The following is a 24,921-nucleotide window of genomic DNA, read 5'->3' as shown; positions in this document are numbered from 1 at the left end:
GTCAAATGAATCGCGGAAATGGCGGAATTTTGCGTTTTTCTTCACAATATCCTACAACCTGTTCCACTATCGTTCGACCGTCTCCTTCCGATCGGCCCTACGCCATCCAGCCGCGCAGCGGCATGGAGACGATTCCGAGCTTCCGCACCTCGCCCCGCCCCCATCACCTGTCGGCCGTCCGGCCCGGCGGGCGCGACTGACGCCAACCCCCGGGGCCTCCGTTCCCGCGGCGGCCCGCCCAGTCCAAGGAGACATTGCATTGGCCCACCAGACCGAATTTCTGATCGAGCGGATGGAAGAAGAACGCGCCAAAGCCGACGCGGCCACGCTGGCCAAGGTCAAGGAACGCCATGAGCGCGCCGCGAGGAGCTGGGAAAAGCTCGCCAATCGCGCGATCGCTGCCGACAAGCTGCGCGTCGCCGAAGAGGCCCGCAAGGCCGAGATGCGCGCCGAACAGGCGCAGATGCCGATGCCGGCCTGACCCTTCATCCCTCAGGGAACACAAAGAGGCGCGGGGGTTGTCCCTGCGCCTTTTTTGTTGCCCGTTGCCGCAGCTGCCTCGCCGGCCCCGTCGGGCCTATTGGCTAGGGGCTTTTACCACGCCCTGACCGGCTGACATCTCGCTTGATCTATGTTAAGTCGATGGACCGGGAGACACGTATGAACGGTTCGTCACGGCTCGTCGATTATTGCACCGAAGAGGCCGCGCGGCGGCTGGTCGATGATGCATCGCCGGCGCCTTTCGGGGCGATGCTCGATGCCGGCGGCAGCCCGCACGGTATCGCCGGCGCCTCGCGCCGCGAGCTCGAGCAGGAGATGGACCAGCTCATGGCCAATGGCGTGGTGCGGGCCACCGCGCTGACCGAGTGCCTCCCGAGGGACCGCGATCGCGGCACCATCATCATTTCGGTCGCGTGGGGTGACCGGGCGATGCAGGTGCGGGTGCCCTACGGGCGGCACCGCGAAGGGCTGTTCTGGGGAAAACATTCGGTCAGGCTCGGCGAGGCCGAGGTCGAGACCGGTGCGCGCGGGCAGCTTCAGGCCGGCTGACAATTTCCTCAGCATCTTTCCAGTAGCGCGTCAGGATCGCTTTTCCGTGTGGCGTTAGAACGGACCCCGCAAAGAGGGAGACGCGCACATGAAACTTCTGGTCAACATCCTCGCCCTTGGAGCCGCCGCCATGTCGCTGCCGTGGCTCCTCTCCGGCATGGCCGATCCGGACAGCGGTTCGACCCACATGCCCGCCAGCACGGCGGCCGGCTTCTGCCAGCTGACCTTCGACCAGATCGCGGCCGACGATTATTCGTGCCGCCTCGGCGGCGGCGAAGCGGTCCGCGACTAGGTACGCCTTACGGCGCTCGGTCCTGGTCAGTGGCCCCGTCGAGCCGCTCGCGGACCGCCTGGGCGAGCCGCGACAGGCTGAAGGGTTTTGCCAAGAGCGCCACGCCCTCGTCCAGCCGTTCGTTGTGGACGATGGCATCGCGGGTGAAGCCGGTGGTGAAGAGGACCGGCATGCCGGGGCAGCGCTCGGCGACCGCATCGGCAAGCCGCCGCCCGTCCATCTGCGGCATGACGACGTCGGTGAAGACGAGATCGACCCCGCAATCCGACCCCAGCCGCTCCAGCGCTTCCTCGCCATTCTTCGCCTCGATCACGGCATAGCCGAGCGCTTCGAGCGCATTGACACTCGTCTCGCGCACCGCCGCCTCGTCCTCGACCACCAGCACCGTCTCGCCGGGCTGCGCCATCGGCAAATGGTCGCTTTCCCCGGCGCTCACGCGGCGGTCCTCCAGCCCCTCGCCGATGGCGCGCGGGAGGTAGAGCTTGATGGTCGTTCCCTCGCCCTCCTCCGAATAAATGGCGAAATGGCCGTCGGACTGCTTGAGGAAGCCGAACACCTGGCTCAGCCCGAGGCCCGTGCCCTTGCCGACCTCCTTGGTGGTGAAGAAAGGATCGACCGCCTTGGCCTGCACCTCGGGCGACATGCCGGTGCCGGTGTCGCTGATGGCGATGAGGACGAAGTCGCCCGCGGGAATGTCCTCGGCGGCGGCATGGCTGCCATCGAGGCGGGCGTTCCCGGTCTCGATGGTCAGCCGTCCGCCCTCGGGCATGGCGTCGCGGGCGTTGACCGCGAGATTGACGATGGCGTTTTCGAGCTGGCTGGGATCGGCGACCACGGGCCACAGGTCGCCCGCCATGACGGTCTTCAATTCGATCTGCTCGCCCAGCGTGCGGCGCAGGAGTTCCGACATCTCGCCGACGAGACGGTTGCAGTCGACAGTCTCGGGCATGAGCGTCTGGCGCCGCGAGAAGGCAAGAAGGCGCTGGGTCAGCTCGGCGGCCTTCTCGGCGCCCATCATGGCACGTGACAGCGCCTTGCGCTGCTTGTCGGGATCATCGATTTGCCGCGCCATGTCGAGATTGCCGGTGATGATGGCGAGCATGTTGTTGAAGTCATGCGCGATACCGCCCGACAGCTGGCCGATCGCTTCCATCTTCTGGAGCTGGCGGATCTGGTCCTCGGCCTCCGCGCGGGCGGCGGCCTCGGCGATGAGCTGGTCATTGGCTTCCTGCAGGTCGTGGGTGCGCGCCTCGACCTCGCGCTCGATGCGCAGGCGGGCGAGCTGCTGCTGGAAGGTGAGGAGAACGACGAGCAGGGTAAGCGCAAGGCCGATGCAGAAGACGACCAGTGCGCCGATCTTGGGATCGGGCGTGTGGAAGGCGCGGGTCGCGGCGACGCGGATGGTGAGGGTCTGGCCGCCGATGGAGAGCTCGCGCGTCTCGGCGAAGGCGCGCTCCGCGGCATCGCGCTCGCCATACAGGAGGGTCTCGGCGGAGACGGGGCCGTCATAGACCCCGATCTCGACATCCTCGTAGAGCGGTTCGTCGGTGATGGTGCTGAACAGGTCGCCGGCCCGCAACGGGCTGTAGACCCAGCCGATGAAACGCTCGCGCCCCTGCAGCGGCTGGGTCACCGGCATGTAGAGGAGGAAGCCCGCCTGCTTGTCCTCGTCGATTTCCTGGACGAGCTCGATCTTGTGGCTGAGCGCCACCTCGCCGGACTTGCGCGCCCGTTCCATCGCGGCGCGGCGGTTGTCCTCGCTCATCATGTCGAAGGCGAGCGCGGCTTCGTTGCGCTCGTTGCCGGGCTCGAGGAAGGTGATGATCGAATAGCCTTCGCGCTCCCCTTCGGGCCAGAGGGCGCGGAAGGTTTCGCCCTGCCGGTAGGCGGAGGCCAGGCGATTGGCCTCCCCCGGCGACTGGGCATAGACGGAGAAGCCAACCCCGAGGATGCCGGGGTTGAAGCGGGCGAGGTTCTGGCGCTCGACATAGCGGCGAAAGTCGGTCGCGGTGACGCGGTCGGAGGCGCGGAACAGCGCCGCGCCGCCGCGCAGCACCGCCGATTGCAGCGCGAACTTGTTCTCGACCGACAGGGCAGCGCGGTCGGCGAGGCGCGACAATTGCTGGTCGTAGCGGCGCTGCGAATTCTCGAGCGATTCGAAGGCCGCCAGCACGCTCAGCACCAGTCCCGCGAGCAGCAGGAACAGCGGTAATCGGTAGCGTGACAAAAAATCGGTCAAAGCGGTGTTGGCCCCCGAGCGGACGTGGATGAATAATCCAACAAGCGCGGGCGGTTCGGGTTCCGAAACGATCGCGCGCGGGGAGCTTCTGGGACGGGCGCGGGGCTTGCGGGGCCGGGCGGTTGCTGCTCATTATCGGCGGCATGGAGGGGGCGATCATCTTTGCATCGCTGGTCGTCGGCGTAGCCGTGACCGACCAGCTGACCAGCCTGCACCACTTGCTGCGCAAGGGACGGGCGGTGCGGTGGGATCCCCTGTGCCTCGCCACCGCGCTCCTGGTGACGCTGACCATCATCATGGTGTGGTGGGGCATTGCGGGGGATGAGGCCGAGACCATGACGATCGGCGGCTTCCTGCCGAGTTTCCTCCTGCTCGTGCTCCTCTTCCTGCTGGCCGCGCACAGCCTGCCCGACCGCGAGGAGGTGCAGGCGACCGGGCGCTACGACATGTTCGCTTATTATGACGCCAACAGCCGGATGATCTGGCTGCTCTATACGGTGGCCTCGCTTTTCTCGAGCCTGACGGGGGTGGTGCAGTCGGCGATGGCGGGGGTGGGGCGCGACCGGATCCTGCTGCAATATGGCCCCGACCTCGTGATCGTGACCTTCCTGATGGGCTCGCTCATTTTCGTGCGGCGGCGCTGGTGGCACTGGGTGGCGCTGGTGGTGCTCTATGTCGGGCCGATCAACTGGCTGGGGCGCAGTTTGGGCTAAGGCGAGCATTCGCGTCGCGCGACAGTGGCGGGGCCGCGAGGACAGCGGTGTCATTGCCTTCTCGAAACAAAGGGCGTAGAGCCGGACGGGCTACCAGTTGCCGACTTCTGGAACATCCGGGCGGACAACGCGCCCGAGTCTTTCGTCATCGCCGATTTCTAGCATGAAGCTGCTGCGCCCTTCGCAGCGGCACCGAAGGACTATTCCCATGATCGAAGGCACCGTAAAATTCTTCAATAGCGACAAGGGCTTCGGCTTCATCGCGCCCGACGGCGAGGGCGATGATGCCTTCGTGCATGTCAGCGCATTGGAAGCGGCCGGGCTGCAGACCCTCGAGAAGGAACAGCGGGTCGGCTACGAGCTCGAACAGGATCGGCGCGGCAAGATGGCCGCGTGCAAGATCACGCTGCTCTAGCGAAAGGCCGCTATCGTTTTGCCCGCCGCGGGGGCCGCGGGCAGGGGGGGAAGGGGCTCGTCGCAATGCGGCGGGCCCTTTTTTCTCTTTCACCCCGGGGGGAGGAAGGAAGCAGCATGTCCGACCAGAGCGATTATCTCGTAGAGCGCGTGCGTGAAGCGCGGGCGCTGGCCCGCGAGGCCACGCTCGACAATGTGCGCGCCAACCATCTGCGATCGGCGGCGGCGTGGGAAGCGCTGGCGCAGCGGTCGCTGCGTACCGATATCCTGAAGAGCGAGGAGGCCGCCCGAAAGGCCGAGCGCGAGGCGCAGGCGGCCGCCGACGAAGCGGCCGGCATCGAGCGTCCGCCGCGCGGCGGACGCCCGCCCCGGTCCTAGCGGATGGCGCCGACGCGGTCGCTGCCCTCGAAGGGGCGGGCGTTGATGCGGGCGCGATAATCCTCGGCCATGCGCGTGTAGACACGGCGCATTTCCTCGGTCGCGGCACGGTGGGCGCGGTCGTGCGCCACCTGTTCGCGGTGGAGCAATTCGTTAAGATCGGTGATGGGCATAAGGCGTTCCTGCGACAAGCGTCGGCGAGTTACTCGTTCCGACAGTCACAGGATGCTTCGAGAAAATTCTTGTGATGCCAGTGGTATAGCACGGATCGCGCCGCATGTCGCGCGGCGTCTGGCGCGCGGTGTCTGGTGTGCCCGGTCAGGCGCGGGCGAGCTGGCTGAGTTTCTTCACCGTATTCATGTTGCGCGCGGTGCCGCGGTCCATGGCGGGGAGCTTCATGCGACTGCGGCCCTGGCCCGAGGGATAGTGGAGGTAGAGGTGGCGGGTGCCGAGCGCGACCTGCTCGTCGGTAATGTTGGTGGCGGCGGTGATGTCGGCCTGTGTCGGTGCGTCGTCGAGAAAGAGCGCTATGACCTTGTTGCCGGGGGCTTGCGGAAACGGGTTGGCGGCGAGGAGGGCGTCGAGTTCGTCGGCGGTGCGGACGAAGAGCGGGACGGGGGCGCCGACATGGGCCTTAAGCGCGGGGCCGAGGCGGGCGCGGATCTCTCCCTCGCTGTCGTCGGTGTCGAGGAGGAGGTTGCCGCTGGCGATATAGGTGCGCGGGTCCGCATAGCCCGCCGCCGCCGCGAGCGCGCGCAGGGTGTGCATCTTGAGCGGCGTGCCGGCGTTGATGGCGCGGAGGAGGGTTGTTTTCGAGATCAAATTACCAATCGTTCCTCGAAGGTTACCTCGTGCCAATCATTAGAAATGCAGCATGCGATTGATGAAACTGCCACGGCTAAAAATGCGTCGGTATGATCTGACGATTTGAGGGTGTGGTGGTCATCAGGGCAATCGTCTCTTTCGGCGAAAATGCTCTCCATTCGTATATCCCCATGGAAAATACGTGACCGAAATCCGTACCCTTTATTGATTAGTTTATTCATATCATGCCCCCTTATCTCCGCTGATAAAAGAGGTGCCCGGCGACGTATTTGATAAGCAATGGCACTAGAACTGTCACAATATAAAGCCTCCAAGGACGCTATCGTCCACAGAAGCGTTGGGTAAGAGTCGTGTTTGTTTGATACCTTAAAGATTCTCGAAAGAAGGCAAACCGACTTCTCGACGTTCGTCTCTCCCTTTCCGTACCAATAGCCCTTACATTTTAATGACCACTCCAAAACCTTTTCTGGATGCGTTTTAGGTATCCTACTGATGTCGATAAGATTGTCATCGTTCACAGCCCACGGTATGCATGAGTCACATCCATTTGACTCTGAATGCTGTTCTCCACACTCAGCAAAGGTTTTGATGGTATTTAGAGCACCGCCAAAGGCAATGTTCCAAATGCCGAAACAGCCATCGATCAATTTCGTGACTTGATCGCACAAGGAATCCTCAAGCATTGAGAGCAGTTTTTCATCTTCTATCTCGCTTCCATCAGGATATTGGATTTTAGGAAGGTCGCTCGCGGAAAACGTAGGTTCGCTAGCGGTGGCTTCTATGACAATACAATTGTCTAAGCCTGCGGCAAACGTTCTAATCTTGAGAAAGTCTAATTCTTCAGGGTCAATGTCTTTCACGTTCAATGTGATAGTTTCGCAGAGAAATTCGGGGTCGAAATTCCAGCACGACAGAACCATTCCATCAATTCGGGATAAAGCCCATTCGCGAAGCGCTAAGAATTCTTCGCTGTCGATATGATATCTGGGGAGAATGTAGCTCTTACAGGTGCATGACCTTAGTTCATTGTCACTCATATATTTCAGTCCAAACTCACAAAGCTATCCAATACCCGTTTCCGTCCTGCTTTCTCGAACTCGATCTCGAGCTTGTTGCCTTCGATCGCTTCGATCTTTCCGTAGCCGAACTTGCCGTGAAAGACGCGCATGCCGACGGTCAGGTCGTCGCGGCCCTTGTTGCCTAGGCTCACCGCGCTGCCGCGGCTTTCGATGATGCGTTGTTCGCCTTTTTCGAAGCGGGAGCTGGCGCGTTTCCAGCCGGGGCCTCGGGTGCTGGCGCGGTTGGAGCCCGCGGCGGCGAGGTGGGCGAAGGGGTCTTCGTGGGGCTGGAACTGGGCCTGCCAGAGCGAGGCGCCGCCCGACATGGTCTGGTCGCTTTCCACATGTTCGGCGGGGAGTTCGTCGACGAAGCGGCTGGGGATGCTGCTCGTCCACTGGCCGTAGATGCGGCGGTTGGCGGCGTGGACGATCATCGCCTGTCGGCGCGCGCGGGTGATGGCGACATAGGCGAGGCGGCGCTCTTCCTCGAGGCTGGCATTGCCGCCTTCGTCCAGCGCGCGCTGTGAAGGGAAGAGGCCTTCTTCCCAGCCGGCGAGGAAGACCAAGGGGAATTCCAAGCCCTTGGCGGCGTGGATGGTCATGAGGGTGACGCGCTCTCCCGCCTTGTTGGCGTCATTGTCCATGACGAGGCTGACATGTTCGAGGAAGTCCGAGAGGGTCTCATATTCCTCCATCGCGCGGGCGAGTTCGGCGAGGTTGTCGAGGCGGCCCTGGGCCTCGGCGGACTTGTCGGCCTGGAGCATGGCGACATAGCCTGACTCCTCGATCACCTGCTGCATCAGCTCGGACGGAGTGAGGGCTTTGGTGCCGCTTTCCATGAGCTGGCGGTTGTCGTCGCCGATGACGGGGGTGGCGATCGATCCGGACATCAGTGTCCGCCAGCGGGCGAAGTCGCCGACGAAGCGGCCGAGCGAATTGCGGGCGCGGGGGGTGAGTTCGTCGGTGTCGAGGATCTGCGCGGCGGCCATAAGGAGCGGGAGGCCCTGCGATCTCGCATATTGGTGGATGGTGGCGACCGCCTTGTCGCCGAGGCCGCGCTTGGGGGTGTTGATGATGCGGTCGAAGGCGAGGTCGTCCTGCGGGGAGGCCAAGAGGCGGAGGTAGGCGATGGCGTCGCGGATCTCGGCGCGCTCGTAGAAGCGGAAGCCGCCGATGATCTGGTAATCCATGCCGATGGCGATGAAACGCTCTTCGAACTCGCGGGTCTGGTGCGAGGCACGCACGAGGATGGCGCAATCATCGAGGCTGCCGCCCTTGGAGACGTGGTTTTCAATCTCTTCGGCGATGCGGCGGGCTTCCTCGGGGCCGTCCCAGACGCCGAGCACTTTCACTTTCTGGCCCATGCCGGCGTCGGTCCACAGCTCCTTGCCGAGGCGGCCGCTGTTGTGGGCGATCACTCCGCTGGCGGCGGCGAGGATGTGGCCGGTGGAGCGGTAATTCTGTTCGAGGCGGACGATCTTGGCGCCGGGGAAATCGCGCTCGAAGCGGAGGATGTTGGACACATCGGCGCCGCGCCAGCTGTAGATGCTCTGGTCGTCGTCGCCGACGCAGGCGATGTTGTTGTCGGGGGAGGCGAGCATCTTCAGCCATTCATACTGGCTGGCGTTGGTGTCCTGATATTCGTCGACCATCAGGTAGCGGAAGCGCTCGCGCCACTGGTCGAGGACGTCGGGGTGCGCCTTGAAGATGGTGAGCATGTGAAGGAGGAGGTCGCCGAAGTCGCAGGCGTTCACCGCTTTGAGCCGCTCCTGATATTGCGCGTAGAGGTCGGCGCCCTTGCCGTCGGCATAGGCTTGCGCATCGGCGGCGTCGATGTGGGCGGGGGTGAGGCCCTTGTTCTTCCATTGGTCGATGAGGCCGGCGAGGGCGCGGGGCGGCCAGCGCTTGGGGTCGATCTGCGCGGCCTCGACGAGTTGCTTCAACAGGCGGAGCTGGTCGTCGGTGTCGATGATGGTGAAGTTGGGCTGGAGGCCGACGAGCTCGGCGTGGCGGCGGAGCATGCGCGCGCAGACCGAGTGAAAAGTGCCGAGCCAGGGCATGTTGTCGACCGCGCCGCCGGTGATCTTGGCCACGCGCTCCTTCATCTCGCGCGCGGCCTTGTTGGTGAAGGTGACGGCGAGGATCTGGCTCGGCCAGGCGCGGCGGGTGGCGATGAGGTGGGCGAGGCGCGCGGTCAGCGTGGCGGTCTTGCCCGTGCCCGCGCCCGCGAGGATGAGGACGGGGCCGTCGAGGGTGGTCGCGGCCTCGTACTGCGCGGGGTTGAGGTGCGCGAGATAGGCTGGCGTGTCGGCGGGCATGGGGGGCGAAGATTCGGTCACGCCTGACAGGTAGGGCGGGGAGAACATTTGGGCAACCCGGTCGGTGGTCGGGGAGTCGGGGAGGCGACTCGAAGATGCAGTTGGTGAGTCGTTTTCGAGTCGGGCGGGCGGAATCGGGCTTGCGAATCGGCTTTGTGCTGGCTAGAGGCGCGGCTGGACTGGGGTCGTGCCCGCGAAATTCGCGAGTTATGCGCGATATCCCCGTTATCCACAGGCGAAAACATCTTTTAAGCGCTTGGAAACCAAGCCGATTCGCGACATATTGAAATTGTGATCGGGACGAACCGCCCGGGCCCTTCGGGGCAAGGAAACGGAAGTTCCGATCTCCGCCGGCAGGCGAGGGTCGCAAGACCGGAAGGAGCGCCAAAGGATCTTCGGATCCGGACAGCGTGTCGAGATCCGGACCCTTGGGGACCAGACCAGCCGGTCGGACGGCACCGGAAGCACCGGGGTGCCTAACGCAGCCGCGCTGCACCGATCTTCGGATCGGGGGAGCGAAGGGCGCGAAGGTCCCGGTCCAGGAAGGGCCGCGACGAACCACCGGGACGCGATCCGCTTGACGGGTCGGTCGGTGAGGGAAAGGCACGGAGCCTGTCGTGAGTGAGAGCTCTCAACAGGCAAGGCGCCGGACCCGAGGCGAAGCTCCTCATGGGAGCAGGCCGGGTGGAAACGAGCGACGCCTGAGTGGGTGCGCAAGGATGGCGATGGGCGCCGAACAGAAGCCTTCGGGCGGACGTGAAGCGAACCCGGGCCAAGACCGGCAAACCGACCCGGAGCCAAGAAGGGGACCAGCGTTTCGGCGCTGGTCCCTTTTTCTTTGCGCGGGTGTCGGGCGGGTCGGGGGCGCCGCCGTCGATGATCGATGCGCTGTCCGCTAACGCGACGATGAGGCGGGTTCGGGCCAGGCCGGGGCTTGCCGTCTCTTCCTCCATTTGCTTGTCTCCGCCCTGCTCGGGGGAAGGGGGATTTCATGATGATCGCATCGGGGCTGCTGGGCGGCCTCCTCTATGCGTCCGCCACCGCGGGCCAGCCGGTCGAGGTCGCACCGCGGGGCGATATCCGCGGGCTGTTCACGTCCGAAGACTATCCGAGCATGGCGCTCCGGCACCAGGAACAGGGCGGGGTGCGCGCGCGGCTGCACGTCGGTCCCGACGGCCGGGTGACCCAGTGCAAGATCGCCGAGAGTTCGGGCTCGGAGCATCTCGACCGGGCGACCTGCACCGTGTTGCGCGCGCGGGCCCGCTTCGAGCCGGCGCTCGACGAGGCGGGGCAGCCGACCTCGGGCATCTATGTGACGCCGACGGTGGAGTGGCGGATCAGCCGGCCTCCCGTGGACGCCTTTCCAGTCGAAGCGGCGCGGACGATCCCGACGCCGCTACTGTTCGGCTTTACCGCCAAGGGGGCGTTGCGCCGGTGCGGACAACTGGCACCCGGTGACGCAGCACCGCAGCCATGTGACCGCGAACAGGAGCAGCATGCGCTGATGATCGGCATGCAGATCGTCGACCATCCGCTTTATTCGCAGGGTGACTGGCTCGTCGGCTCGCTATGGGGCGACCGCGAACAGGTCCTGCGCTGGCACGACCGCGTCGGCAGGGCGGCGAGCGATGTGCTCCATCTGTCGAAGGTCCTGACAGAGATGCACGAGTGCTTCGAGACGCCGGAGGGCGAGCAGGTCTGCGTGACCGGCAGGCGGCTTCGCGTTCCCGACGGGGCCGCGGGCGACAATGCGCTGGAGCTGTTCGCGGTCGTGCCCGTCGGTCGGGCGGCAGGCCTGATCGACTAGGCCGCGGCCTCGTCCTTGGCCTTGCCGTCGGACTGTTCGACGATGCGGCGGAATTTCTTGACCGTCTCGTCGAGCAGGATGATGGCCTCGTCGATGGCGAGGCGGGTGCTGGCCGACAGGTCGGCGGTCTCGCTGGCCTCCTCGAGGCGCCCCTTCACGATCTCGTCGCAGTCGGCGAGCTTGAGGAGGAGGGGGCCGTAATTGCCCGTCTCGGTCGCGCTGTCCGACAGGTCGAACCAGCTGGCGGGGCAGCAGATGCGGCGCTCGCTGTCCTCGAGCGGGGCGTGGAGCTCGTCGAGCGCCGCCTTGACCAGCGGGATCATCTCGTCACGGTTGGAACAGCAGTCCTGGAGGATCTTGACGATCTGCTGGTTGGTGATGCGGTCACAGACCATGCGGATGCGATCGCCGGTGTCCTCGGCGGCACCGTGCAGCATCCTCAGCAACTTGGCATCATCTGGTCGTCCGAGCATCGACCGTCCCTCCGGCTGGGGGTCGCGGGAAGGAGCGCAAGAGATGCTGCGCCCCCGTTAGTCGGTTCCAACGAGCCGGTTAACCGATGGTTGCAACAAATGTGACGATAATGGGAGCGTTCCCGCAGGAAGCCAGCTTTCCCTAGCGTCCGGTCATTTCGCGCACGCGCTCGGCATAGAGGCGGCCGACCGCCTGTTCGCTACCGTCGGCGAGCTGGGCGATCCAGCGACCCGAGGCGTTGCGGGCGAAACCGGTGATGAAATCGCGCCGCACGATGGCCGAGCGGTGGAGGCGGACGAAGATCGACGGGTCGAGGCCCTTTTCGAGCGCGGTCATCGAATGGTGGATGAGCCAGCTGCGGGTGCCGACATGGAGGCGCATATAGTCGCGCTCGGCCGACACGCGGTCGATGTCGGCGGCGGCGATGCGCACGAGGCCCGACAGGTCGGAGGCCCAGAATTCGGTCAGATAGTCGGACTCTTCGCGGGGTTCGCCCGCGGGGTCGCGATGCTCGAGCGCCTCGCGCACGCGGGCGATGGCGTCGGCAAAGCGCGCGCGCTCGACGGGCTTCATCAGATAGTCGACCGCGGCGACCTCGAACGCTTCGACCGCGAACTGGTCGTAGGCGGTGACGAAGATGATGGCGGGGCGCGAGGGCTGGCTCGCCAGTTCGCGGGCCACCTCGATGCCGTTCATGCCGGGCATGGAGATGTCGAGGAGGATGAGGTCGGGCTGGTGCGTCCTGGCGCGCTCCAGCGCCTCGACGCCATCCTCGGCCACGCCGACGAGGTCGAGGCCCTCGAGGGGCTTCATGAGCGCGGTGAGGCGTTCGGCGGCGAGCGGTTCGTCGTCGGCAATGAGGACCTTAAGCGCGGTCATCGGAAGGCTCCTTGGTCACGGGGATGTCGAGGACGACGCGGAAACCGTCGTCGGTCGGGCCGGCATGGCAGGTGGCGGTCGGGCCGAAATGGGCGAGCAGCCGCTCGCGCACGTTGACGAGGCCGGTCCCGGTGCCGCTCGGCAGTTCGCCGTCGGCGCGCGGGCCGACGGGGGTGGTGTTGAACACGCAAAGACGCGCGCGGCCATCCTCGAGCGGGGTGGCGGCGATTTCGATATGGACGGGCTCGCGGGTGCGGCTGACGCCATATTTGATGGCATTCTCGACCAGCGGCTGGAGGATGAGCGCAGGCACGCGCATGTCGGCCAGCGCCTCGGGCACGTCGATCGAGACGTCGAGCCGCTTGGGGAAGCGGCGCTGCTCGATCTCGAGATAGAGGCGCTGGAGGTCGATCTCGTTCTCGAGCGCGATGGTCTCGGACGGGTCGAGCGAGAGCGAGGTGCGGAAGAAGGTCGACAGCGCGATCAGCATTTCCTCGGCCTGTTCGTTGCGCTCGGTCATGACCAGCGAGGACAGGCTGTTGAGCGTGTTGAAGAGGAAGTGCGGGTTGATCTGGTAGCGCAGCGCGCGGACATGGGCGGCCTGCGTGGCAGCCTCGGCCTCGGCGAGGCGGCGCTGGGCGCGTTCGGCCCGCTTGGCGCTGTCGAGCGCGAGATAGACGCCCGACCAGGCGAGGAAGAAGAAGAGCCAGACGACGGCAGCGTCGGCGGCGATGCGGACCTTGCCGAGCCGGTCGAGCTCGTCGAGCTTGGGCAGGGTGAAGATCATCGGCGCTTCGCCCGAATGGCGCTGGATGCGGATCTCGTTGCCCTTCTGGATGATGACCGCGCCCTCGCGCGCCTCGATGCGATATTCCTCGCCCGCCTCGCCGCGGTCGGGGGCGGTCGAGATGATGAACATCGCCTGCGCGATGGCGGCAAGGCTGGAGGCACCGAGCGCGACGGCGGCGCGCCAACGCAGCGAGGCGCCGGGCTTCATCGCCCGCAGCGAGACATAGATGCACAAGGTGAGGACGATGCCGATGGCGATGGCGGGCATGCGCAGGGCAAGCACCGACATGAGGTCATCGACGAGCAGCGCGCGGCCGACGACGGTCGCCAGATAGGTCGTCCAGAAGAGGATGATCGAGAGGAGCGCCACCCGCCAGTCGGCGAAAAGCGAGCGCTGTTTGGGAGGAAAAGAGACGTGACGCATCGTCCCCGCTTCTAGCGCCGCGATGGCACGCCCGCCAAGCCCCGTGCCCGCCCTTGGTCGAAGGGGCAGGGGCGCTGGCAGAAGGAACGGGCCGAGGGGGCGGCTCGTTGACCGGAAAAGCCATCAACACGGAGTTTCAGGCCATGGGCGAGTATAAGGACGAACCGAGCAAGGAGCTCGAGGAAAAGCTGCGCAAGCATCCGCATGACGAGGATGCCAAGGTCGATGTCGGCTCGGACGAATCGATGGATGCCTCCGACCCCATCTCGGTGACCCGCAGCGACGACACCGAACCGCATCCGAGCTCGGACGCCCCCAAGAAATAGCGCCAACCGCGCTTTCCGCAGCGTCGGGACGCTGCCGCAACCAGATCACGCCTGCGTTGCCATTTTGTCGCATCATCGTGAAAAGCCGGAAAAGTGGCGCCCAGCCCTTGCCGGAAGCCTAGTTTTTTGCCTCTTTTCCTCTCGGGGAAGCTGCTGCGTAGATGTGGTTAAGTCACTTTTAAGGCTAGCCTTTCTACTATCGCAGCTAGAGGCAAAAGGAGCTGTACGATGGTTGCGAAGAAGGGCGTGGGCCCGGTGACGGGGGAAAAGCTGATCAGCGAGATGAAGGAGTTCGCCTCCTTCGACAAATCGACGCAGCGTTATATCCGCCGCTCGCTCGACACCGCTTTCAGTCGCAAGGATCCCATCGCCACCTGGGCACGCGACGAGGGAGAGGCGGCCGCGATCAATGCCCAGAAGCGTTTCTATGCCCAGCTTCCCCATCTTCGCGCCGATATTCCCGATGACAGCGGGCTCGACATGCTCGAGCCGTTCCTCGGGCTGCTGACCACGCTGTCGGCCTTCGATCTCGCGCAGGGGCGGATCGACAGCTTCTCGGCCTATCGCTTCCTCTACGAACGCCTGCTCGGCGCGCAGGTGCGCCCGTGGCTGCCCGCGGCCTTCTGTGCCGCCGCCGCGCTGCCGCACCTCCACCCCGATCGCCGCCGCATCCTCTTGCAGTCGATCAGCGAGGGCGCGGCGACCGCGGCCGGCTGGTCGAGCCGCGAGCCGGTATTCTGGCCCGAATGGGTCGAGAAGGTGGATGCCGAAGCCGCCGCCTGAGCCGGATAGGCCCTAGAGCTTGTAGATTTCGGCCAGTTCGCCGAGCGACATTGCGGGCGTCCTGTGGAGGATGAAGCGGCCTTTCGCTTCCTCCTCCCAGGGCGCCCGCTGCTTTTCGCGGTCATCGACGAGGACGTCGCCCGGCGCGGCATAGCGATGCTTGTCGCGCGCCATGCAGGTGATGACGGGAATGCCGGGCAGCCAGCGTTCCGCCCAGGCGCGTTTCTGGGGCTCGGCCCATTTGCCGAGCGGCAGGCCGGTGAGGATGGTGGGCGAGAGGTGGGCGAGGCGCTCGACCATCTCGAGCGCGCCGGGGAGCGGCTCGAGATTGGCGTAGAAGCCGTCGGCGCGCGCGAGCGTCTTCCAGAAGCCGCCGACGCCGACCTTCTTCTGGAAGGACTGCGGGTCGAGGCCGGTCAAGGCGCGCACCCCGCCGTCGAAATCGGCGAGCACGCCGTCGCAATCGAGGAAGAGGGCGGGGGCGGTCAACGGACGTAGCCTGGTTCGGCGTGGAAGGGCACGGGATCGACCTCGGTCCAGCCATGGTCGGCGATGAGCGCGTTGGAGTCCCTGGGCACCTTGCCGCTATCGGGGTCGATGCTCCACGTCACATGGAAGTGGTTGCCGTCGGGACGGTGGAGCTGTCCGCTTACAAGGACCACCAGCGCCTCCACGCCCTCGCCCGCATCGCTGTGGCCGATGACGGCGAAGCTGGCATGCGGGGGAACCGGTGCCTTGGCCTGGTGGCCCCACAGGGTGACGTGATGCGCGACCACGCCTGCATAGCGCGGCGGGAAATGGGCGAGCAGCGCCTCGCGGTCGGCCGCATCGAGGATCCAGCCGACGGGACGCGCCATCAGTGCTGCTGCCCGCCGATCGCCTCGAGGAGGTCGCGGGCGTAGGCGATCAGGCTGTCGTCGCGCGCGCCCATGACGAGGACGATGTCGCCGGGACGGGCATCGGCGGCGATTTCCTTCGCGATGTCGTCGCGTTCGGCGATGTGGATGGCATGGGCGCCGGCCTCGCGCACCGCATGGGCGAGCCAGTCGGAGCCGCGCGCCTTGTCGACCGTGCCGCCCTGGTAGACGGGGTCGGGCAGGAACAGGCGGTCGTCTTCGCCCATATGGTCGGCAAAGGTAGCGGCAAGCTCCTCGCCCATCTTGGCGAGCGGGCCGTAACCGTGCGGCTGGAAGATGGAGAGCAGGCGGCGACCGCGCGCGCGCATCGTCTCGAGCGTGGCGGCGATCTTGTCGGGATTGTGCCCGAAATCGTCATAGACGGTGATGCCGTGATGCTCGCCCACGCGCTCGAGGCGGCGCTTCAATCCGGCGAAGCGGGCCAGCGCGGCGGCGCCGTCGGCAAGCTCGACCCCGACCGCATGGGTGGCGGCGAGTGCGGCGAGCGCATTCATCGCATTGTGGCGGCCGGGCATGGGGAGGTGGACGGGATAGACCTCGCCGTCATGGCTCAAGGTAAAACGCACTTCCTCGTCATGGAGCTCGAGGTCGTGGCCGCGATAGGCGGGGTCGTTTGCGGGGTCGAAACCGAAGCCCTTCGCGCCCTCGGGGGCGATGGCGCGCGCTTCCTCGTCATCGGCGTTGAAGATGGCGTGGGTGCCGGCCTTCATGAAGTTCGCAAACAGGCTGCGTAGTTCGTCCATCGACTTGTGATCGAGGCTGATGTTGTTCACCAGCGCGACTGTCGGGCGATAGAGGGCGATCGAGCCGTCGCTTTCATCCACCTCGGCGACGAACAGGTCGGGATCGCCCACCAGCGCGGAAGCGAAGGGGGCGTGGGGGCCCGCGAAATTCTTCATCACCGCGCCGTTCATCACGGTCGGCTTGCGCGCCGCCTCGTGGAGGATCCAGCCGGTCATGCCGGTGACGGTCGACTTGCCCGAGGTGCCGCCGATGGCGATCGAGGTCGCGGCGGCATTGAGGAGTTCGGCGAGCAGTTCGGGGCGGGCCTTGCGGGCTAAGCCGAGTTCGCGCGCGCGCACCACGTCGGGCACGCTGTCCTCGACGGCGGCGGAGGCGACCAGCGTCTGGCCCGGCTGGAGGCCGGTGCCGTCCTGGTCGTGCAGGTCGATCCCGAGGCTGCGGAGGTAATCGAACTTGGCGGCCATGCGGCCGGCATCGAGGCTGCGGTCCGAACCCGAAACATTGGCGCCGCGCGCCTTGATGATCGCGGCGAGCGGCAGCATGCCCGAGCCGCCGATGCCGCAGAAGAAATAGCCATTGTCCATGGCGCCACCCCTATGCGATGCCGGAGGGGTGAGCAATGGAGGACCCATGCGGATCGGGGTTGTTGCGCCGAGTTGCAGGATTGACGAGGCGACTGCCGAAAAGGCGCGCGCCCGTGCGGCGGCGGCGGGCGCGGAGTTGGTCGTGCATCCGCAGGTGTTCGCCAGCGAGGGGCATTTCGCGGGCTCCGATGCGGTGCGCGCAGGCGCGCTCCTCGAGATGCTGGCCGACGAGAGCATTGACTGGATCTGGTGCGCGCGCGGGGGCTACGGCTCCAACCGCATCGCGGTGGATGTCGCGACCAAGGTGCCGGCGCGCGCGCTCGGCAAGAAGGTCATGGGCTATTCGGACGCGGGCTTCCTCCTGTCGGCGCTGCACAAGGCAGGGCTCGAGGTGGCGCACGGCCCGATGCCCGCCGACGCGGGGCGCGAGGGCGGGGAGGCGGCGCTCGACCGCGCGCTGGCGTGGATGGTGCGCGGCGATGAAGCGGCGCTCGAACCCGACCTTGCGACCAACCGGCCGAGCTATGCCTTCAATCTCGAAGTGCTGGTGTCGATGCTCGGCACGCCGTTGATGCCGGACCTCAACGGTGCCGAGTTGCTGGTCGAGGAAGTGGCCGAATATCAATATGCAAGCGACCGCGCGCTGTTCGCGCTGACGCAGCAGCCGGTGCGCCCCGCGAGCCTTCGCATGGGGCGTTTCTCGGCCGTGCCCGAGAATGACCGGCCCTTCGGCGAGGAGGCCGAGGTGATGGTCCGGCGCTGGTGTGAGGAGGCCGGGATCGATTACCGTGGGTGCGCCGACATCGGCCATGACGCGGCCAATCGGGTCGTTCCCTTCGGCGCCTTTAACCATCAGAGGTGAAAAAAGCGCGATTCTCCCCCTTGCGCCTCTGGGGGAAGTTCGCTCAACTCGCCCCCTTACTTAACAGGAGGGCCAAGTATCATGGCAGATAACAAGAGCGGGTCGGGGCGTAAGGCAGGGGGCGGTCTCGCCCGTCCGGTGACCCCGTCGGCGGAACTGGCGAAAGTGACCGGTCCGACCCCGCTTCCGCGTAGCGAAGTCGTCTCGAAGATGTGGGCCTACATCAAGGCCAACAACCTTCAGAATCCGCAGAATAAGCGGGAAATCATGGCCGACGACACGCTGCGTCCGATCTTCGGCCAGGACAAGGTGACCATGTTCGAAATGAACAAGCACCTGTCCAAGCACCTCTCCTAGGAGGGAGTGCCGGGCACCCGCAGGGGTGTCACGAGACAGACAAGGGGTCGTGGGAGCACCTGCTTCCGCGGCCCTTTTTCTGTGCCGAATCAGCGGCAGGCGGACCAGCCCATGTTGCCCTCGCGCATCGCGAGGTGGAGGTGATCGGCATGCGCGGCGTTGTAATCGGGTGACAGGACGGACGAAAACAGGTCGCAGGCACCGTCGCGCGCCGCGCGCAGGAAGGTGGCGTCCGACGGGCTGCCGTCCCAGTCGCGGAGGAGGGTGAGGGTGCGCCCTTCGCCCGTACGGAAGCCCGCGATGTCGATCGCATCGGCGGTGGCGTGGCGCGACCAGGGACCGTCGCCGCGGCCATAGAGGCGGCGGCAGTTGTAGCTGCCGTTGTGGACGGGTGTGACGGTGGTGCCGAGGTGCGTCGCGGCGGCGGGGGCGAGCACGTCGCGCTGCCACAAATGGAGCGCGGCGGCGACGGGGCAGGCGGCGGCGATGTCGGTGGGCGGCAGGTCGAGGTCGATGCCGTCATCATAGCCGCATTGCGGTTCGTCGGGACGGCGCGGCGGGGCGAAATCCTCGGCGATACCGGCGGCGCGGACGAGCGCGAGGCAGGCCTGCGGATCGTCCGCCAATGCGGCGAGCTTGGCATCGGTATAGGGGCCGACGGGATCGTCGAGATCGAGCGCTGTAAAGGGGAATTGCTCGGGATGCGCCTCGACATAGGCGGCGGCGTAGCGATAGCCGAACCAGCCGAGGGCGGCGGCGAGCGCGAGGAAGAGAAGACAGCCGAGGCGGCGGCGCGGCTTAGTGGACACCGCGAAAGGCGCTGCTGAGCGGCGAGCGGGTGACGGGATAGCCCGCGCCCTCGGGGATGCAGAGCATCTTCGCTTCGCCTTCACCCTCGACCCAGGGGACGATCTTTTCGACCGGGTGGGTGGCGGCATCGGCGAAGATGTCGTCGACAGTGCGCGCCTTGGCGAGCCGTTCGAGGTTACGCAGCGTCGGGAAGATGGCGTGGGCGTTCCCCGCGGCGATTTCCTCGAGCATGGCGGCAGGCGTGATCCAGCGCGAGGCGGCGACCTCGGCTTCCTGGTGGTGCCGTTCGGGCAGGCCTTCGGGGGCTCGGGCGATGATGAACCAGGTGTCGAAGCGGCGCTTGAGGTTCAGGTTGGGCGCCCAGCGCGCGAAGCGGGTGAAGGCGGCAGGGTCGAGATCGAGGCCGTGGCGCTCGAGCAGCTGCAGGAGCGGATCGTGGGCAAGGAGGCGCTGCTGGAGGGCCGCGCTCGTCTCCGCATCGGGGGCGGGGGAGAGGCCGATCGCGATGCCGACTTCCTCGAGCATCTCGCGCGCGGCGGCGACGCTGTCGGCGGGCGCGCTGGCGTGGTCGTGATCGGCAGGGTCGATGCGCCCGCCCGGCCAGACCCATGCACCCGCGGCAAAGGCCATGTGCGCGGTGCGGCGCACCATCAGCGTCTCGGGCGGGCCGCCGTCGGGCCCCTCGCGCAGGAGTATGAGCGTGGCGGCAGGGATGGCGGGAGGCAGGTCGGAAGGACGGGGATCGGTCATGCAATGGCTCTTATCGGGCGGGCGCGCGGGCAGGCCAAGAAAAAAGGCCGGAAACCCGATTGGGTCTCCGGCCTTCCCGATATCGGGCGGGAACGATCGGCCTAGAGGCCGACGACGTCCTCGGTTTCCGCTTCGTTGCCGGCCACGTCGCTTTCGTCGATTGCATCGACGGCAGGCGCGGCGGGTTCCTCGGCAGCCTCTTCCTCGACCGCGACCGGTTCTTCGGTCACTTCCTCGAGGCTTTCGGCGCTTTCGTCATAGCTCTCGTCGACGAGGGTGGTGTCTTCCACCATCTCGGCGTCATCGGCTTCACCGGCACAAGCGGCAAGCGCGAGCGCGGAGGCACCGACGAGGGCAAAGGCGATTTTCTTCATCGAATTACTTTCCGATTATGCCGGAAGGCGGTCCTTAGAGGACGTCGCCGTCAGCGTCTTCGGCAGCTTCTTCGGCGGCTTCGCCCTGCTCTTCAAGCGCGTCGGCCTGATCTTCGAGGGCTTCCGATTCGGCTTCCATGCCGAGGTCGTCGGCGGTGTCGGCCTGCGCTTCAAGCTGTTCGACCTGGCCGTCGTTCACTTCTTCGACGACATCTTCCTGGTCCTGGCCGCAAGCGGCGAGCGAGAGAGCAACGGCGCCGGTGAGGGCGAAAGCAAGTTTCTTCATGGTCAAATTCCCCAAAATATTTTTCGTCCGTTCGCAGTCACCTGCCTTTGTGGCAGCGCAACAACGGAAAGCCATAAACGGCGATCCGGCGACATTGGTTCCGCCTCGGGAAACGAATGTCAACGTCGGGTTAAACCGTGGTGCGGCGGTAACGACGGGCCGAGCCCGTGCTGCGGGGAAGGCTCGGCAAACGTCAAAAAAGGGCCCCCGCGGCGGCGGAGGCCCTTAACGCGTTAATTTCGGAGGAGAAATTATTGCTCGACGTCGTCCAGTTCGCTGGCGATGTCGGCGGCATCTTCCATGTCGCCCTCGGCGATTTCCTCATTGGCCTCGGCGGCGATATTCGACTTTTCAGCCGCGGCCTCGAGTTCTTCTTCCATCGCTTCGGTCTCGGCGTCGTCGGCCGCTTCCTCGAGCATTTCGGTGCGTTCCTCGCCGGATTCGGCGACGGCGTCACCAGCAGCGTCTTCCGAGGGGTTGCAGGCAGCCAGGGCAATGGCGGCGGCACCGGTCATGCAAAAAGCGATCTTCTTCATCTGTATCTTCCTTCGATGATTGGGAGGTGGATGCCAGCGCGAATGGCGCCCCGCATCCTTCGCCCATACCAACAGGGCGGTAGCGGTGATTGTTCCGACAGCGGACGCTTGTTTCGGGGCGCCACTGCGCTTATCTTGGGCGGGCCGGGCAACCGGCTATGTCGGTAGAGTATCTGATGGAATAGGCGTTTCGGACCCGGGGGGCAGTACCCCGGCGCCTCCACCAAGACCCCCGAAGATGGCAGCATTGCCGGGGGTCCTGACGGGGGCGAAACAGGATCGACGAGCGCAATAAAGATCAGGTTGCCGATCGGTATGAGACCACCGCAAAGGCTCGTTCACACAAGTGCTAACGATAACGAAGCACTCGCTATTGCTGCGTAACCCCGCGCCTAACGGCTAAGGTTACAATGAAATAAGCGCGGTTGGACCCCACCGGGCAACAGAAGGGGATTCCAGCGGCCGGAGGGTGCCGGGCAACAGAAACCCTCCACTTTTCTCCCTCCTTTTTGTCGAAGCGAAATGCCCGCTTGTCGGGGGGGCGACCTTGCACGGATTGCGCTTTTGCCTGCGCAGGCGCATCGTTGCGTCCATCAAACGACGTTGATGATCACAGGGGACAGATCCATGACACGCTTTGCATTGGTAACCACCGCCTTGTTCGCGTCCACCGCCGCCATCGCCGCGCCGACCCCGGTCGAGGAGTTGATGGTGCCGCCCGAGGATGCCGAGAAATGGGTGTTCCTGTCGGAAGCCGGCCAGCATGGCGAACAGTATCGCTGGGAACTGGACAATGGCTGCATGGCCTATCGCGACAGCACCAATTTGCGCGGCTGGACAGGCGAGACCGACGAGACCGTCTGCTATGGCGATGACGGGCTGCCCCAGACCATCACCATCCGCGGCAAGTCGCCCTTCGGCGTCGCCGAGGAAAGCTATGTCGTCGAAGACGGCATGGCGCGCTGGAAGACCGAGACCGAAACGGGCGAGGCGCCCTATGACGGCGACTTCTATTGGGCGGCGAACGGCCTGACGCTGGCGTTCAACGACGCCATCCGCGCCATCCGCGCCGCCGATGGCGATCTCAAGCTCCTGCCCTCGGGGGTGGCGCGGCTCGAGGCGACGGGGCGCACGCTCGATGTCACCTCCTCCGACGGCGAGACGCAGATCATCGCGCTCCACTATCTGTCGGGGGTGGGCACGCAGCCCTATCCGATCTGGCTCGATGCCGATGACGAGTTCTTCGGCTTCTTCTCCACGCTCGGTCTCCTGCCCGAGGGCTATGAGGGCATCATCCCACAGCTGAAGGAAGTGCAGGCCGAAGCGGGGCTCGAGGCGACGGCGGCGCTGTCGGCCAAATATATGGCCGATGAAGCGCGCGCGCCCGTCCTGTTCGACAATGTGAAGCTGTTCGATGCCGAGGGGCGGACCTTCCGCGAGGCGCAGGCGGTGCTGGTCGCCGACGGGGTCATCAAGGCAATCGCGCCGGCGGGCTCGATCGCGGCCGAGGCCGGCATGCGGGTGGTCGACGGCACCGGCAAGACGCTGCTGCCGGGCCTGTGGGACGCCCATGCCCATTTCGGGCAGGACGACTGGAAGCTCCTCCAGAATATCGCCAGTGGCATCACCAGCTATCGCAGCCCGGGCGCGGCGATCGAATTCGTCGTCGACAAGCGCGAGCGCAGCGCGGCGGGGACGCTCCTTGCCCCCGACATCTATGCCTCGACCATCATCGACCAGAAGCATCCGCTCGCGGCGCAGAGCTCGATGACGGTGGAGAGCGAGGCCGAGGCGATCGCTGCCGTGCGCGAGATCGCCGAGGCAGGGCTCTACGGCGTGAAATTCTACACCTCGATGAACCCCGAGTGGATCGCGCCCGCCTCGGCGGTGGCGCACGAATTGGGGCTGCACGTGTCGGGGCACATCCCCGCGACGATGCGTCCCATCGAGGCGGTGCGCGCGGGCTATGACGAGATCACCCACCTCAATTTCGCGCTGATGCAGTTCCTGCCGCAGGAGGTGGTCGATGCCTCGAACACCAACCAGCGGCTCGAGGGCCCGATTACCTATGCCAAGGACGTCGACCTCGACAGCGAGGAGGTGAATGCCTTCGTCGCCGAGCTGGCCGAGCGGGGGACCGTGGTCGATCCGACCATTACCATCTTCGAGGACATGATCGTGCCGCCGCGCGACGGCTCGCTGCCCAAGTCGGCGGCGCCCTGGGAAGGGCTGTGGCCCGCCACGATGGAGCGCGGCATGAAGACGGGGGGCTACAAACTGCTCGATGGCATGACCTATGACGATTACCAGGCGAGCTATGACGTCATGGTCGGGCTCATCGGCAAGCTGCACGCGGGCGGGGTGACGCTGGTCGCCGGTACCGACGGGCAGGGCTACGAGCTGTTCCGCGAGATCGAGATCTACGAGGAAGCGGGGCTGAGCCGCGCCGATGCGCTGGCGACCGCGACGATCCTGCCGGCCGAGACGGCGGGTGTCGGTGACAAGTCGGGCTCGATCACGGTCGGCAAGGAAGGCGACCTCATCCTCGTCGATGGCGATGTCGAGGCCGAACTGGGCGCGCTGCGCCGCGTCGAGACGGTGGTGCTGAACGGCACCGTGATCGATGCGCGCCAGATGCGGCGCGACGTCGGCATCGGCGGCGACCCGAAGTAAGCGAAAAGGGGCGGCGCCTCGCGGTGCCGCCCCCTCCTGTCAGTTGCAGGAAAAGCGTCCGGCGGCTCAGGCCACCGGGCGCTTTTTCAGTTCGTCGCGGATCTCCTGGAGCAGTTCGATCTCGGTCGGGCCCTTGGGCTTTTCCTCTTCGGCCTTCTTCTGCGCTTCCACGAGCTTCTTCACCCAGCGGACCATCAGGAAGATGAGGAAGCCGAGGATGAGGAAGTTGACGATGGTGGTGAGGAAGGCGCCATAGCCGATCATCGCCACGCCGGCCTCTTTCAGCTCGGCATAGTTGGTGAGGCTGCCTTCATAGCCCTCGGGCACTTCGCCCAGCAGGATGAAATAGTTGGAGAAGTCGAGGCCGCCGAAGAGGTAGCCGACGAGCGGCATGATGATGTCGTCGGTCAGCGCCTTGGTGATGAGCGCGAAGGCGCCGCCGATGATGACCGCCACGGCAAGGTCGATGACATTGCCCTTGGCGATGAATTTCTTGAAGTCGTCGAGCATCTGTTCCCCCGGATGATCGGGTCGGGCGGGCGCGCGGGCCCCGCCTTCCCCCTGTTGTGACGGGGGCGAGCTTATGCCATCTCGCGGACATTGAAAGCGGCGATTTGCCGTCCTACCTTTATAAGACACGAGTTTTTCGAGGGGATATATCCAGATGAACAAGCGACTGACCCTGCTTTCGACCGCCCTGATCGCGGGCAGCCTCGCGGGCTGTGGCATCAACAGCGTGCCGACCGCCGAAGAGGAAGTGAACGCCGCCTGGGGCAATGTCGAAGCCGAATACCAGCGGCGCAACGACCTCATCGGCAACCTCGTCGAGAGCGTGAAGGGCGCGGCCAACTCGGAAGAGGAAATCCTCACCCAGATCACCGAGGCGCGCGCTTCGGCGACCTCGGCCAACCTGTCGCCCGACCAGCTCGACGACCCCGAAGCGGTGCGCGCCTATGCGCAGGCGCAGGGCCAGCTGTCGAACGCGCGCAGCCTCTTGGGCACGGTCATCATGGAACGCTATCCCGAACTGCAGTCGCAGCAGCGCTTTGCCGACCTGATGGTCCAGCTCGAGGGCACCGAGAATTCGATCCTCGTCGCGCGCCGCGATTACAATGACGCTGTGCGCAACTACAACACCACGATCCGCACCTTCCCCGACGCGATCGGCGCGAAGGTGATCCACGGTGCCGAACCCAAGGTGCCCTTCGAGGCCGCCGCGGGCGCCGACGAAGCGGTCGAAGTGGACTTCGGCGCGTAAG

30 protein-coding genes and 1 other RNA gene are annotated in these 24,921 nt (G+C 65.6%); 14 read left to right on the top strand and 17 right to left on the bottom strand.

Annotated features, from left to right (window positions below):
* Positions 1-259: 259 nt before the first annotated feature.
* The 3 genes from NUW81_RS03895 to NUW81_RS03885 all read left to right on the top strand — a co-directional run bounded on the left by NUW81_RS03895 (position 260) and on the right by NUW81_RS03885 (position 1,342).
* Positions 260-481: a hypothetical protein gene (locus NUW81_RS03895; RefSeq protein ID WP_245110526.1), complete on the top strand. Its 222-nt coding sequence runs from the start codon at positions 260-262 to the stop codon at positions 479-481.
* 179 nt (positions 482-660) lie between these two features.
* Positions 661-1,050, top strand: a complete 390-nt coding sequence (locus NUW81_RS03890) for a hypothetical protein (RefSeq protein ID WP_245110525.1) — start codon at positions 661-663, stop codon at positions 1,048-1,050.
* A gap of 88 nt (positions 1,051-1,138) precedes the next feature.
* On the top strand, positions 1,139-1,342 hold the full coding sequence (locus tag NUW81_RS03885; RefSeq protein ID WP_245110523.1) for a hypothetical protein: 204 nt from the start codon (positions 1,139-1,141) through the stop codon (positions 1,340-1,342).
* A 7-nt stretch (positions 1,343-1,349) separates the two neighbouring features.
* On the opposite strand, the gene NUW81_RS03880 is transcribed toward NUW81_RS03885, so the two are convergent.
* Complete coding sequence (locus NUW81_RS03880; protein WP_245110521.1) at positions 1,350-3,581, bottom strand: CHASE domain-containing protein; 2,232 nt, start codon at positions 3,579-3,581, stop codon at positions 1,350-1,352.
* 143 nt (positions 3,582-3,724) lie between these two features.
* Here NUW81_RS03880 and NUW81_RS03875 point away from each other — a divergent pair, with 143 nt between their 5' ends.
* From NUW81_RS03875 to NUW81_RS03865, 3 genes are all read left to right on the top strand, one after another.
* Positions 3,725-4,294: a hypothetical protein gene (locus tag NUW81_RS03875; RefSeq protein WP_245110518.1), complete on the top strand. Its 570-nt coding sequence runs from the start codon at positions 3,725-3,727 to the stop codon at positions 4,292-4,294.
* 208 nt (positions 4,295-4,502) lie between these two features.
* Positions 4,503-4,709: a cold-shock protein gene (locus NUW81_RS03870; protein ID WP_245110516.1), complete on the top strand. Its 207-nt coding sequence runs from the start codon at positions 4,503-4,505 to the stop codon at positions 4,707-4,709.
* Positions 4,710-4,825: 116 nt separating this feature from the next.
* Complete coding sequence (locus NUW81_RS03865) at positions 4,826-5,086, top strand: hypothetical protein (RefSeq protein ID WP_245110513.1); 261 nt, start codon at positions 4,826-4,828, stop codon at positions 5,084-5,086.
* On the opposite strand, the gene NUW81_RS03860 is transcribed toward NUW81_RS03865, so the two are convergent.
* The 4 genes from NUW81_RS03860 to NUW81_RS03845 form a co-directional block, all read right to left on the bottom strand.
* Positions 5,083-5,259, bottom strand: coding sequence for a hypothetical protein (locus tag NUW81_RS03860; RefSeq protein WP_245110511.1), 177 nt, complete (start codon positions 5,257-5,259; stop codon positions 5,083-5,085). The two genes, NUW81_RS03865 and NUW81_RS03860, sit on opposite strands and share 4 nt — an antisense overlap.
* A 145-nt stretch (positions 5,260-5,404) precedes the next feature.
* The gene (locus NUW81_RS03855; protein WP_245110508.1) at positions 5,405-5,908 is read right to left on the bottom strand and encodes a DUF1697 domain-containing protein; all 504 of its coding nucleotides are present in this window, start codon (positions 5,906-5,908) and stop codon (positions 5,405-5,407) included.
* On the bottom strand, positions 5,905-6,948 hold the full coding sequence (locus NUW81_RS03850) for a HEPN domain-containing protein (RefSeq protein ID WP_245110506.1): 1,044 nt from the start codon (positions 6,946-6,948) through the stop codon (positions 5,905-5,907). The genes NUW81_RS03855 and NUW81_RS03850 overlap by 4 nt, the downstream gene beginning before the upstream one ends.
* A 5-nt stretch (positions 6,949-6,953) precedes the next feature.
* Positions 6,954-9,287 carry an ATP-dependent helicase gene (locus NUW81_RS03845; RefSeq protein ID WP_245113662.1) on the bottom strand — a complete coding sequence of 778 codons (2,334 nt, stop codon included), beginning with the start codon at positions 9,285-9,287 and terminating at the stop codon, positions 6,954-6,956.
* Positions 9,288-10,278: 991 nt separating this feature from the next.
* On the opposite strand from NUW81_RS03845, the gene NUW81_RS03840 reads away from it, so the two are divergent.
* Positions 10,279-11,094 carry an energy transducer TonB gene (locus NUW81_RS03840; protein ID WP_245110503.1) on the top strand — a complete coding sequence of 272 codons (816 nt, stop codon included), beginning with the start codon at positions 10,279-10,281 and terminating at the stop codon, positions 11,092-11,094.
* Here NUW81_RS03840 and NUW81_RS03835 read toward each other — a convergent pair.
* From NUW81_RS03835 to NUW81_RS03825, 3 genes are all read right to left on the bottom strand, one after another.
* Positions 11,091-11,567, bottom strand: coding sequence for a hypothetical protein (locus NUW81_RS03835; RefSeq protein ID WP_245110501.1), 477 nt, complete (start codon positions 11,565-11,567; stop codon positions 11,091-11,093). The genes NUW81_RS03840 and NUW81_RS03835 overlap by 4 nt on opposite strands.
* Positions 11,568-11,709: 142 nt before the next feature.
* Positions 11,710-12,447 (bottom strand): LytR/AlgR family response regulator transcription factor, encoded by a 738-nt coding sequence (locus NUW81_RS03830; protein ID WP_245110498.1) that lies wholly within the window; start codon positions 12,445-12,447, stop codon positions 11,710-11,712.
* Entirely contained in the window at positions 12,434-13,660 is a 1,227-nt protein-coding gene (locus NUW81_RS03825) for a sensor histidine kinase (RefSeq protein WP_245110495.1), read from the bottom strand. The genes NUW81_RS03830 and NUW81_RS03825 overlap by 14 nt, the downstream gene beginning before the upstream one ends.
* Before the next feature lie 143 nt (positions 13,661-13,803).
* Here NUW81_RS03825 and NUW81_RS03820 point away from each other — a divergent pair, with 143 nt between their 5' ends.
* Positions 13,804-13,986 carry a hypothetical protein gene (locus NUW81_RS03820; protein WP_245110493.1) on the top strand — a complete coding sequence of 61 codons (183 nt, stop codon included), beginning with the start codon at positions 13,804-13,806 and terminating at the stop codon, positions 13,984-13,986.
* A 228-nt stretch (positions 13,987-14,214) separates the two neighbouring features.
* Positions 14,215-14,769, top strand: coding sequence for a hypothetical protein (locus tag NUW81_RS03815; RefSeq protein ID WP_245110491.1), 555 nt, complete (start codon positions 14,215-14,217; stop codon positions 14,767-14,769).
* 12 nt (positions 14,770-14,781) lie between these two features.
* On the opposite strand, the gene NUW81_RS03810 is transcribed toward NUW81_RS03815, so the two are convergent.
* From NUW81_RS03810 to NUW81_RS03800, 3 genes are read right to left on the bottom strand one after another with little or no spacing between them, the layout of a single operon-like run.
* Positions 14,782-15,258, bottom strand: a complete 477-nt coding sequence (locus tag NUW81_RS03810; RefSeq protein ID WP_245110489.1) for a 5' nucleotidase, NT5C type — start codon at positions 15,256-15,258, stop codon at positions 14,782-14,784.
* The gene (locus NUW81_RS03805; protein WP_245110486.1) at positions 15,255-15,626 is read right to left on the bottom strand and encodes a hypothetical protein; all 372 of its coding nucleotides are present in this window, start codon (positions 15,624-15,626) and stop codon (positions 15,255-15,257) included. The genes NUW81_RS03810 and NUW81_RS03805 overlap by 4 nt, the downstream gene beginning before the upstream one ends.
* The gene (locus tag NUW81_RS03800) at positions 15,626-17,014 is read right to left on the bottom strand and encodes a Mur ligase family protein (RefSeq protein WP_245110484.1); all 1,389 of its coding nucleotides are present in this window, start codon (positions 17,012-17,014) and stop codon (positions 15,626-15,628) included. Before NUW81_RS03800 ends, NUW81_RS03805 begins: the two co-directional genes overlap by 1 nt.
* Positions 17,015-17,060: 46 nt before the next feature.
* Here NUW81_RS03800 and NUW81_RS03795 point away from each other — a divergent pair, with 46 nt between their 5' ends.
* Positions 17,061-17,876 (top strand): LD-carboxypeptidase, encoded by an 816-nt coding sequence (locus NUW81_RS03795; RefSeq protein ID WP_245110482.1) that lies wholly within the window; start codon positions 17,061-17,063, stop codon positions 17,874-17,876.
* Between the two features lie 81 nt (positions 17,877-17,957).
* Positions 17,958-18,233, top strand: coding sequence for an SWIB/MDM2 domain-containing protein (locus NUW81_RS03790; RefSeq protein ID WP_245110478.1), 276 nt, complete (start codon positions 17,958-17,960; stop codon positions 18,231-18,233).
* Between the two features lie 89 nt (positions 18,234-18,322).
* Here NUW81_RS03790 and NUW81_RS03785 read toward each other — a convergent pair whose 3' ends face one another.
* The 5 genes from NUW81_RS03785 to NUW81_RS03765 all read right to left on the bottom strand — a co-directional run bounded on the left by NUW81_RS03785 (position 18,323) and on the right by NUW81_RS03765 (position 20,989).
* Positions 18,323-19,042 carry an extensin-like domain-containing protein gene (locus NUW81_RS03785; RefSeq protein WP_245110476.1) on the bottom strand — a complete coding sequence of 240 codons (720 nt, stop codon included), beginning with the start codon at positions 19,040-19,042 and terminating at the stop codon, positions 18,323-18,325.
* Positions 19,032-19,793 (bottom strand): NUDIX hydrolase, encoded by a 762-nt coding sequence (locus NUW81_RS03780; protein ID WP_245110474.1) that lies wholly within the window; start codon positions 19,791-19,793, stop codon positions 19,032-19,034. Before NUW81_RS03780 ends, NUW81_RS03785 begins: the two co-directional genes overlap by 11 nt.
* 101 nt (positions 19,794-19,894) lie before the next feature.
* Positions 19,895-20,167, bottom strand: coding sequence for a hypothetical protein (locus NUW81_RS03775; RefSeq protein WP_245110472.1), 273 nt, complete (start codon positions 20,165-20,167; stop codon positions 19,895-19,897).
* A gap of 34 nt (positions 20,168-20,201) precedes the next feature.
* Entirely contained in the window at positions 20,202-20,453 is a 252-nt protein-coding gene (locus NUW81_RS03770; RefSeq protein WP_245110469.1) for a hypothetical protein, read from the bottom strand.
* Positions 20,454-20,704: 251 nt separating this feature from the next.
* Positions 20,705-20,989, bottom strand: a complete 285-nt coding sequence (locus NUW81_RS03765; RefSeq protein ID WP_245110467.1) for a hypothetical protein — start codon at positions 20,987-20,989, stop codon at positions 20,705-20,707.
* A gap of 104 nt (positions 20,990-21,093) precedes the next feature.
* Here NUW81_RS03765 and ssrA point away from each other — a divergent pair.
* Together ssrA and NUW81_RS03755 are read left to right on the top strand one after the other, a co-directional pair.
* Positions 21,094-21,446: a transfer-messenger RNA gene (ssrA, locus tag NUW81_RS03760) on the top strand.
* A 170-nt stretch (positions 21,447-21,616) separates the two neighbouring features.
* Complete coding sequence (locus NUW81_RS03755) at positions 21,617-23,662, top strand: amidohydrolase family protein (protein WP_245110464.1); 2,046 nt, start codon at positions 21,617-21,619, stop codon at positions 23,660-23,662.
* Positions 23,663-23,728: 66 nt separating this feature from the next.
* Here the strand turns inward: NUW81_RS03755 and mscL are convergent, their stop codons facing one another.
* Positions 23,729-24,172: a large conductance mechanosensitive channel protein MscL gene (mscL, locus tag NUW81_RS03750; RefSeq protein WP_245110460.1), complete on the bottom strand. Its 444-nt coding sequence runs from the start codon at positions 24,170-24,172 to the stop codon at positions 23,729-23,731.
* A gap of 154 nt (positions 24,173-24,326) precedes the next feature.
* Between mscL and NUW81_RS03745 the strand changes: the two genes are divergently transcribed.
* Positions 24,327-24,920, top strand: a complete 594-nt coding sequence (locus tag NUW81_RS03745) for a LemA family protein (RefSeq protein WP_245110458.1) — start codon at positions 24,327-24,329, stop codon at positions 24,918-24,920.
* The last annotated feature ends 1 nt before the right edge of the window (position 24,921 follow it).

The sequence above is a fragment of the Sphingomicrobium aestuariivivum genome (assembly GCF_024721585.1).
GTDB classification, from domain to species: Bacteria; Pseudomonadota; Alphaproteobacteria; order Sphingomonadales; family Sphingomonadaceae; genus Sphingomicrobium; species Sphingomicrobium aestuariivivum.
Note: the sequence above shows the minus strand (reverse complement) of the source record. Positions and strands in the feature narration are given on the sequence as shown.

Excerpts from the sequence above, each read along its gene's own strand:
- NUW81_RS03890 (WP_245110525.1), top strand. The coding sequence starts at position 661 with ATGAACGGTTCGTCACGGCTCGTCGATTATTGCACCGAAGAGGCCGCG.
- NUW81_RS03885 (WP_245110523.1), top strand. The coding sequence starts at position 1,139 with ATGAAACTTCTGGTCAACATCCTCGCCCTTGGAGCCGCCGCCATGTCG.
- NUW81_RS03875 (WP_245110518.1), top strand. The coding sequence starts at position 3,725 with ATGGAGGGGGCGATCATCTTTGCATCGCTGGTCGTCGGCGTAGCCGTG.
- NUW81_RS03870 (WP_245110516.1), top strand. The coding sequence starts at position 4,503 with ATGATCGAAGGCACCGTAAAATTCTTCAATAGCGACAAGGGCTTCGGC.
- NUW81_RS03865 (WP_245110513.1), top strand. The coding sequence starts at position 4,826 with ATGTCCGACCAGAGCGATTATCTCGTAGAGCGCGTGCGTGAAGCGCGG.
- NUW81_RS03860 (WP_245110511.1), bottom strand. The coding sequence starts at position 5,259 with ATGCCCATCACCGATCTTAACGAATTGCTCCACCGCGAACAGGTGGCG.
- NUW81_RS03850 (WP_245110506.1), bottom strand. The coding sequence starts at position 6,948 with ATGAGTGACAATGAACTAAGGTCATGCACCTGTAAGAGCTACATTCTC.
- NUW81_RS03845 (WP_245113662.1), bottom strand. The coding sequence starts at position 9,287 with ATGCCCGCCGACACGCCAGCCTATCTCGCGCACCTCAACCCCGCGCAG.
- NUW81_RS03840 (WP_245110503.1), top strand. The coding sequence starts at position 10,279 with ATGATGATCGCATCGGGGCTGCTGGGCGGCCTCCTCTATGCGTCCGCC.
- NUW81_RS03835 (WP_245110501.1), bottom strand. The coding sequence starts at position 11,567 with ATGCTCGGACGACCAGATGATGCCAAGTTGCTGAGGATGCTGCACGGT.
- NUW81_RS03830 (WP_245110498.1), bottom strand. The coding sequence starts at position 12,447 with ATGACCGCGCTTAAGGTCCTCATTGCCGACGACGAACCGCTCGCCGCC.
- NUW81_RS03825 (WP_245110495.1), bottom strand. The coding sequence starts at position 13,660 with ATGCGTCACGTCTCTTTTCCTCCCAAACAGCGCTCGCTTTTCGCCGAC.
- NUW81_RS03820 (WP_245110493.1), top strand. The coding sequence starts at position 13,804 with ATGGGCGAGTATAAGGACGAACCGAGCAAGGAGCTCGAGGAAAAGCTG.
- NUW81_RS03815 (WP_245110491.1), top strand. The coding sequence starts at position 14,215 with ATGGTTGCGAAGAAGGGCGTGGGCCCGGTGACGGGGGAAAAGCTGATC.
- NUW81_RS03805 (WP_245110486.1), bottom strand. The coding sequence starts at position 15,626 with ATGGCGCGTCCCGTCGGCTGGATCCTCGATGCGGCCGACCGCGAGGCG.
- NUW81_RS03800 (WP_245110484.1), bottom strand. The coding sequence starts at position 17,014 with ATGGACAATGGCTATTTCTTCTGCGGCATCGGCGGCTCGGGCATGCTG.
- NUW81_RS03795 (WP_245110482.1), top strand. The coding sequence starts at position 17,061 with ATGCGGATCGGGGTTGTTGCGCCGAGTTGCAGGATTGACGAGGCGACT.
- NUW81_RS03790 (WP_245110478.1), top strand. The coding sequence starts at position 17,958 with ATGGCAGATAACAAGAGCGGGTCGGGGCGTAAGGCAGGGGGCGGTCTC.
- NUW81_RS03780 (WP_245110474.1), bottom strand. The coding sequence starts at position 19,793 with ATGACCGATCCCCGTCCTTCCGACCTGCCTCCCGCCATCCCTGCCGCC.
- NUW81_RS03775 (WP_245110472.1), bottom strand. The coding sequence starts at position 20,167 with ATGAAGAAAATCGCCTTTGCCCTCGTCGGTGCCTCCGCGCTCGCGCTT.
- NUW81_RS03770 (WP_245110469.1), bottom strand. The coding sequence starts at position 20,453 with ATGAAGAAACTTGCTTTCGCCCTCACCGGCGCCGTTGCTCTCTCGCTC.
- NUW81_RS03765 (WP_245110467.1), bottom strand. The coding sequence starts at position 20,989 with ATGAAGAAGATCGCTTTTTGCATGACCGGTGCCGCCGCCATTGCCCTG.
- NUW81_RS03755 (WP_245110464.1), top strand. The coding sequence starts at position 21,617 with ATGACACGCTTTGCATTGGTAACCACCGCCTTGTTCGCGTCCACCGCC.
- mscL (WP_245110460.1), bottom strand. The coding sequence starts at position 24,172 with ATGCTCGACGACTTCAAGAAATTCATCGCCAAGGGCAATGTCATCGAC.
- NUW81_RS03745 (WP_245110458.1), top strand. The coding sequence starts at position 24,327 with ATGAACAAGCGACTGACCCTGCTTTCGACCGCCCTGATCGCGGGCAGC.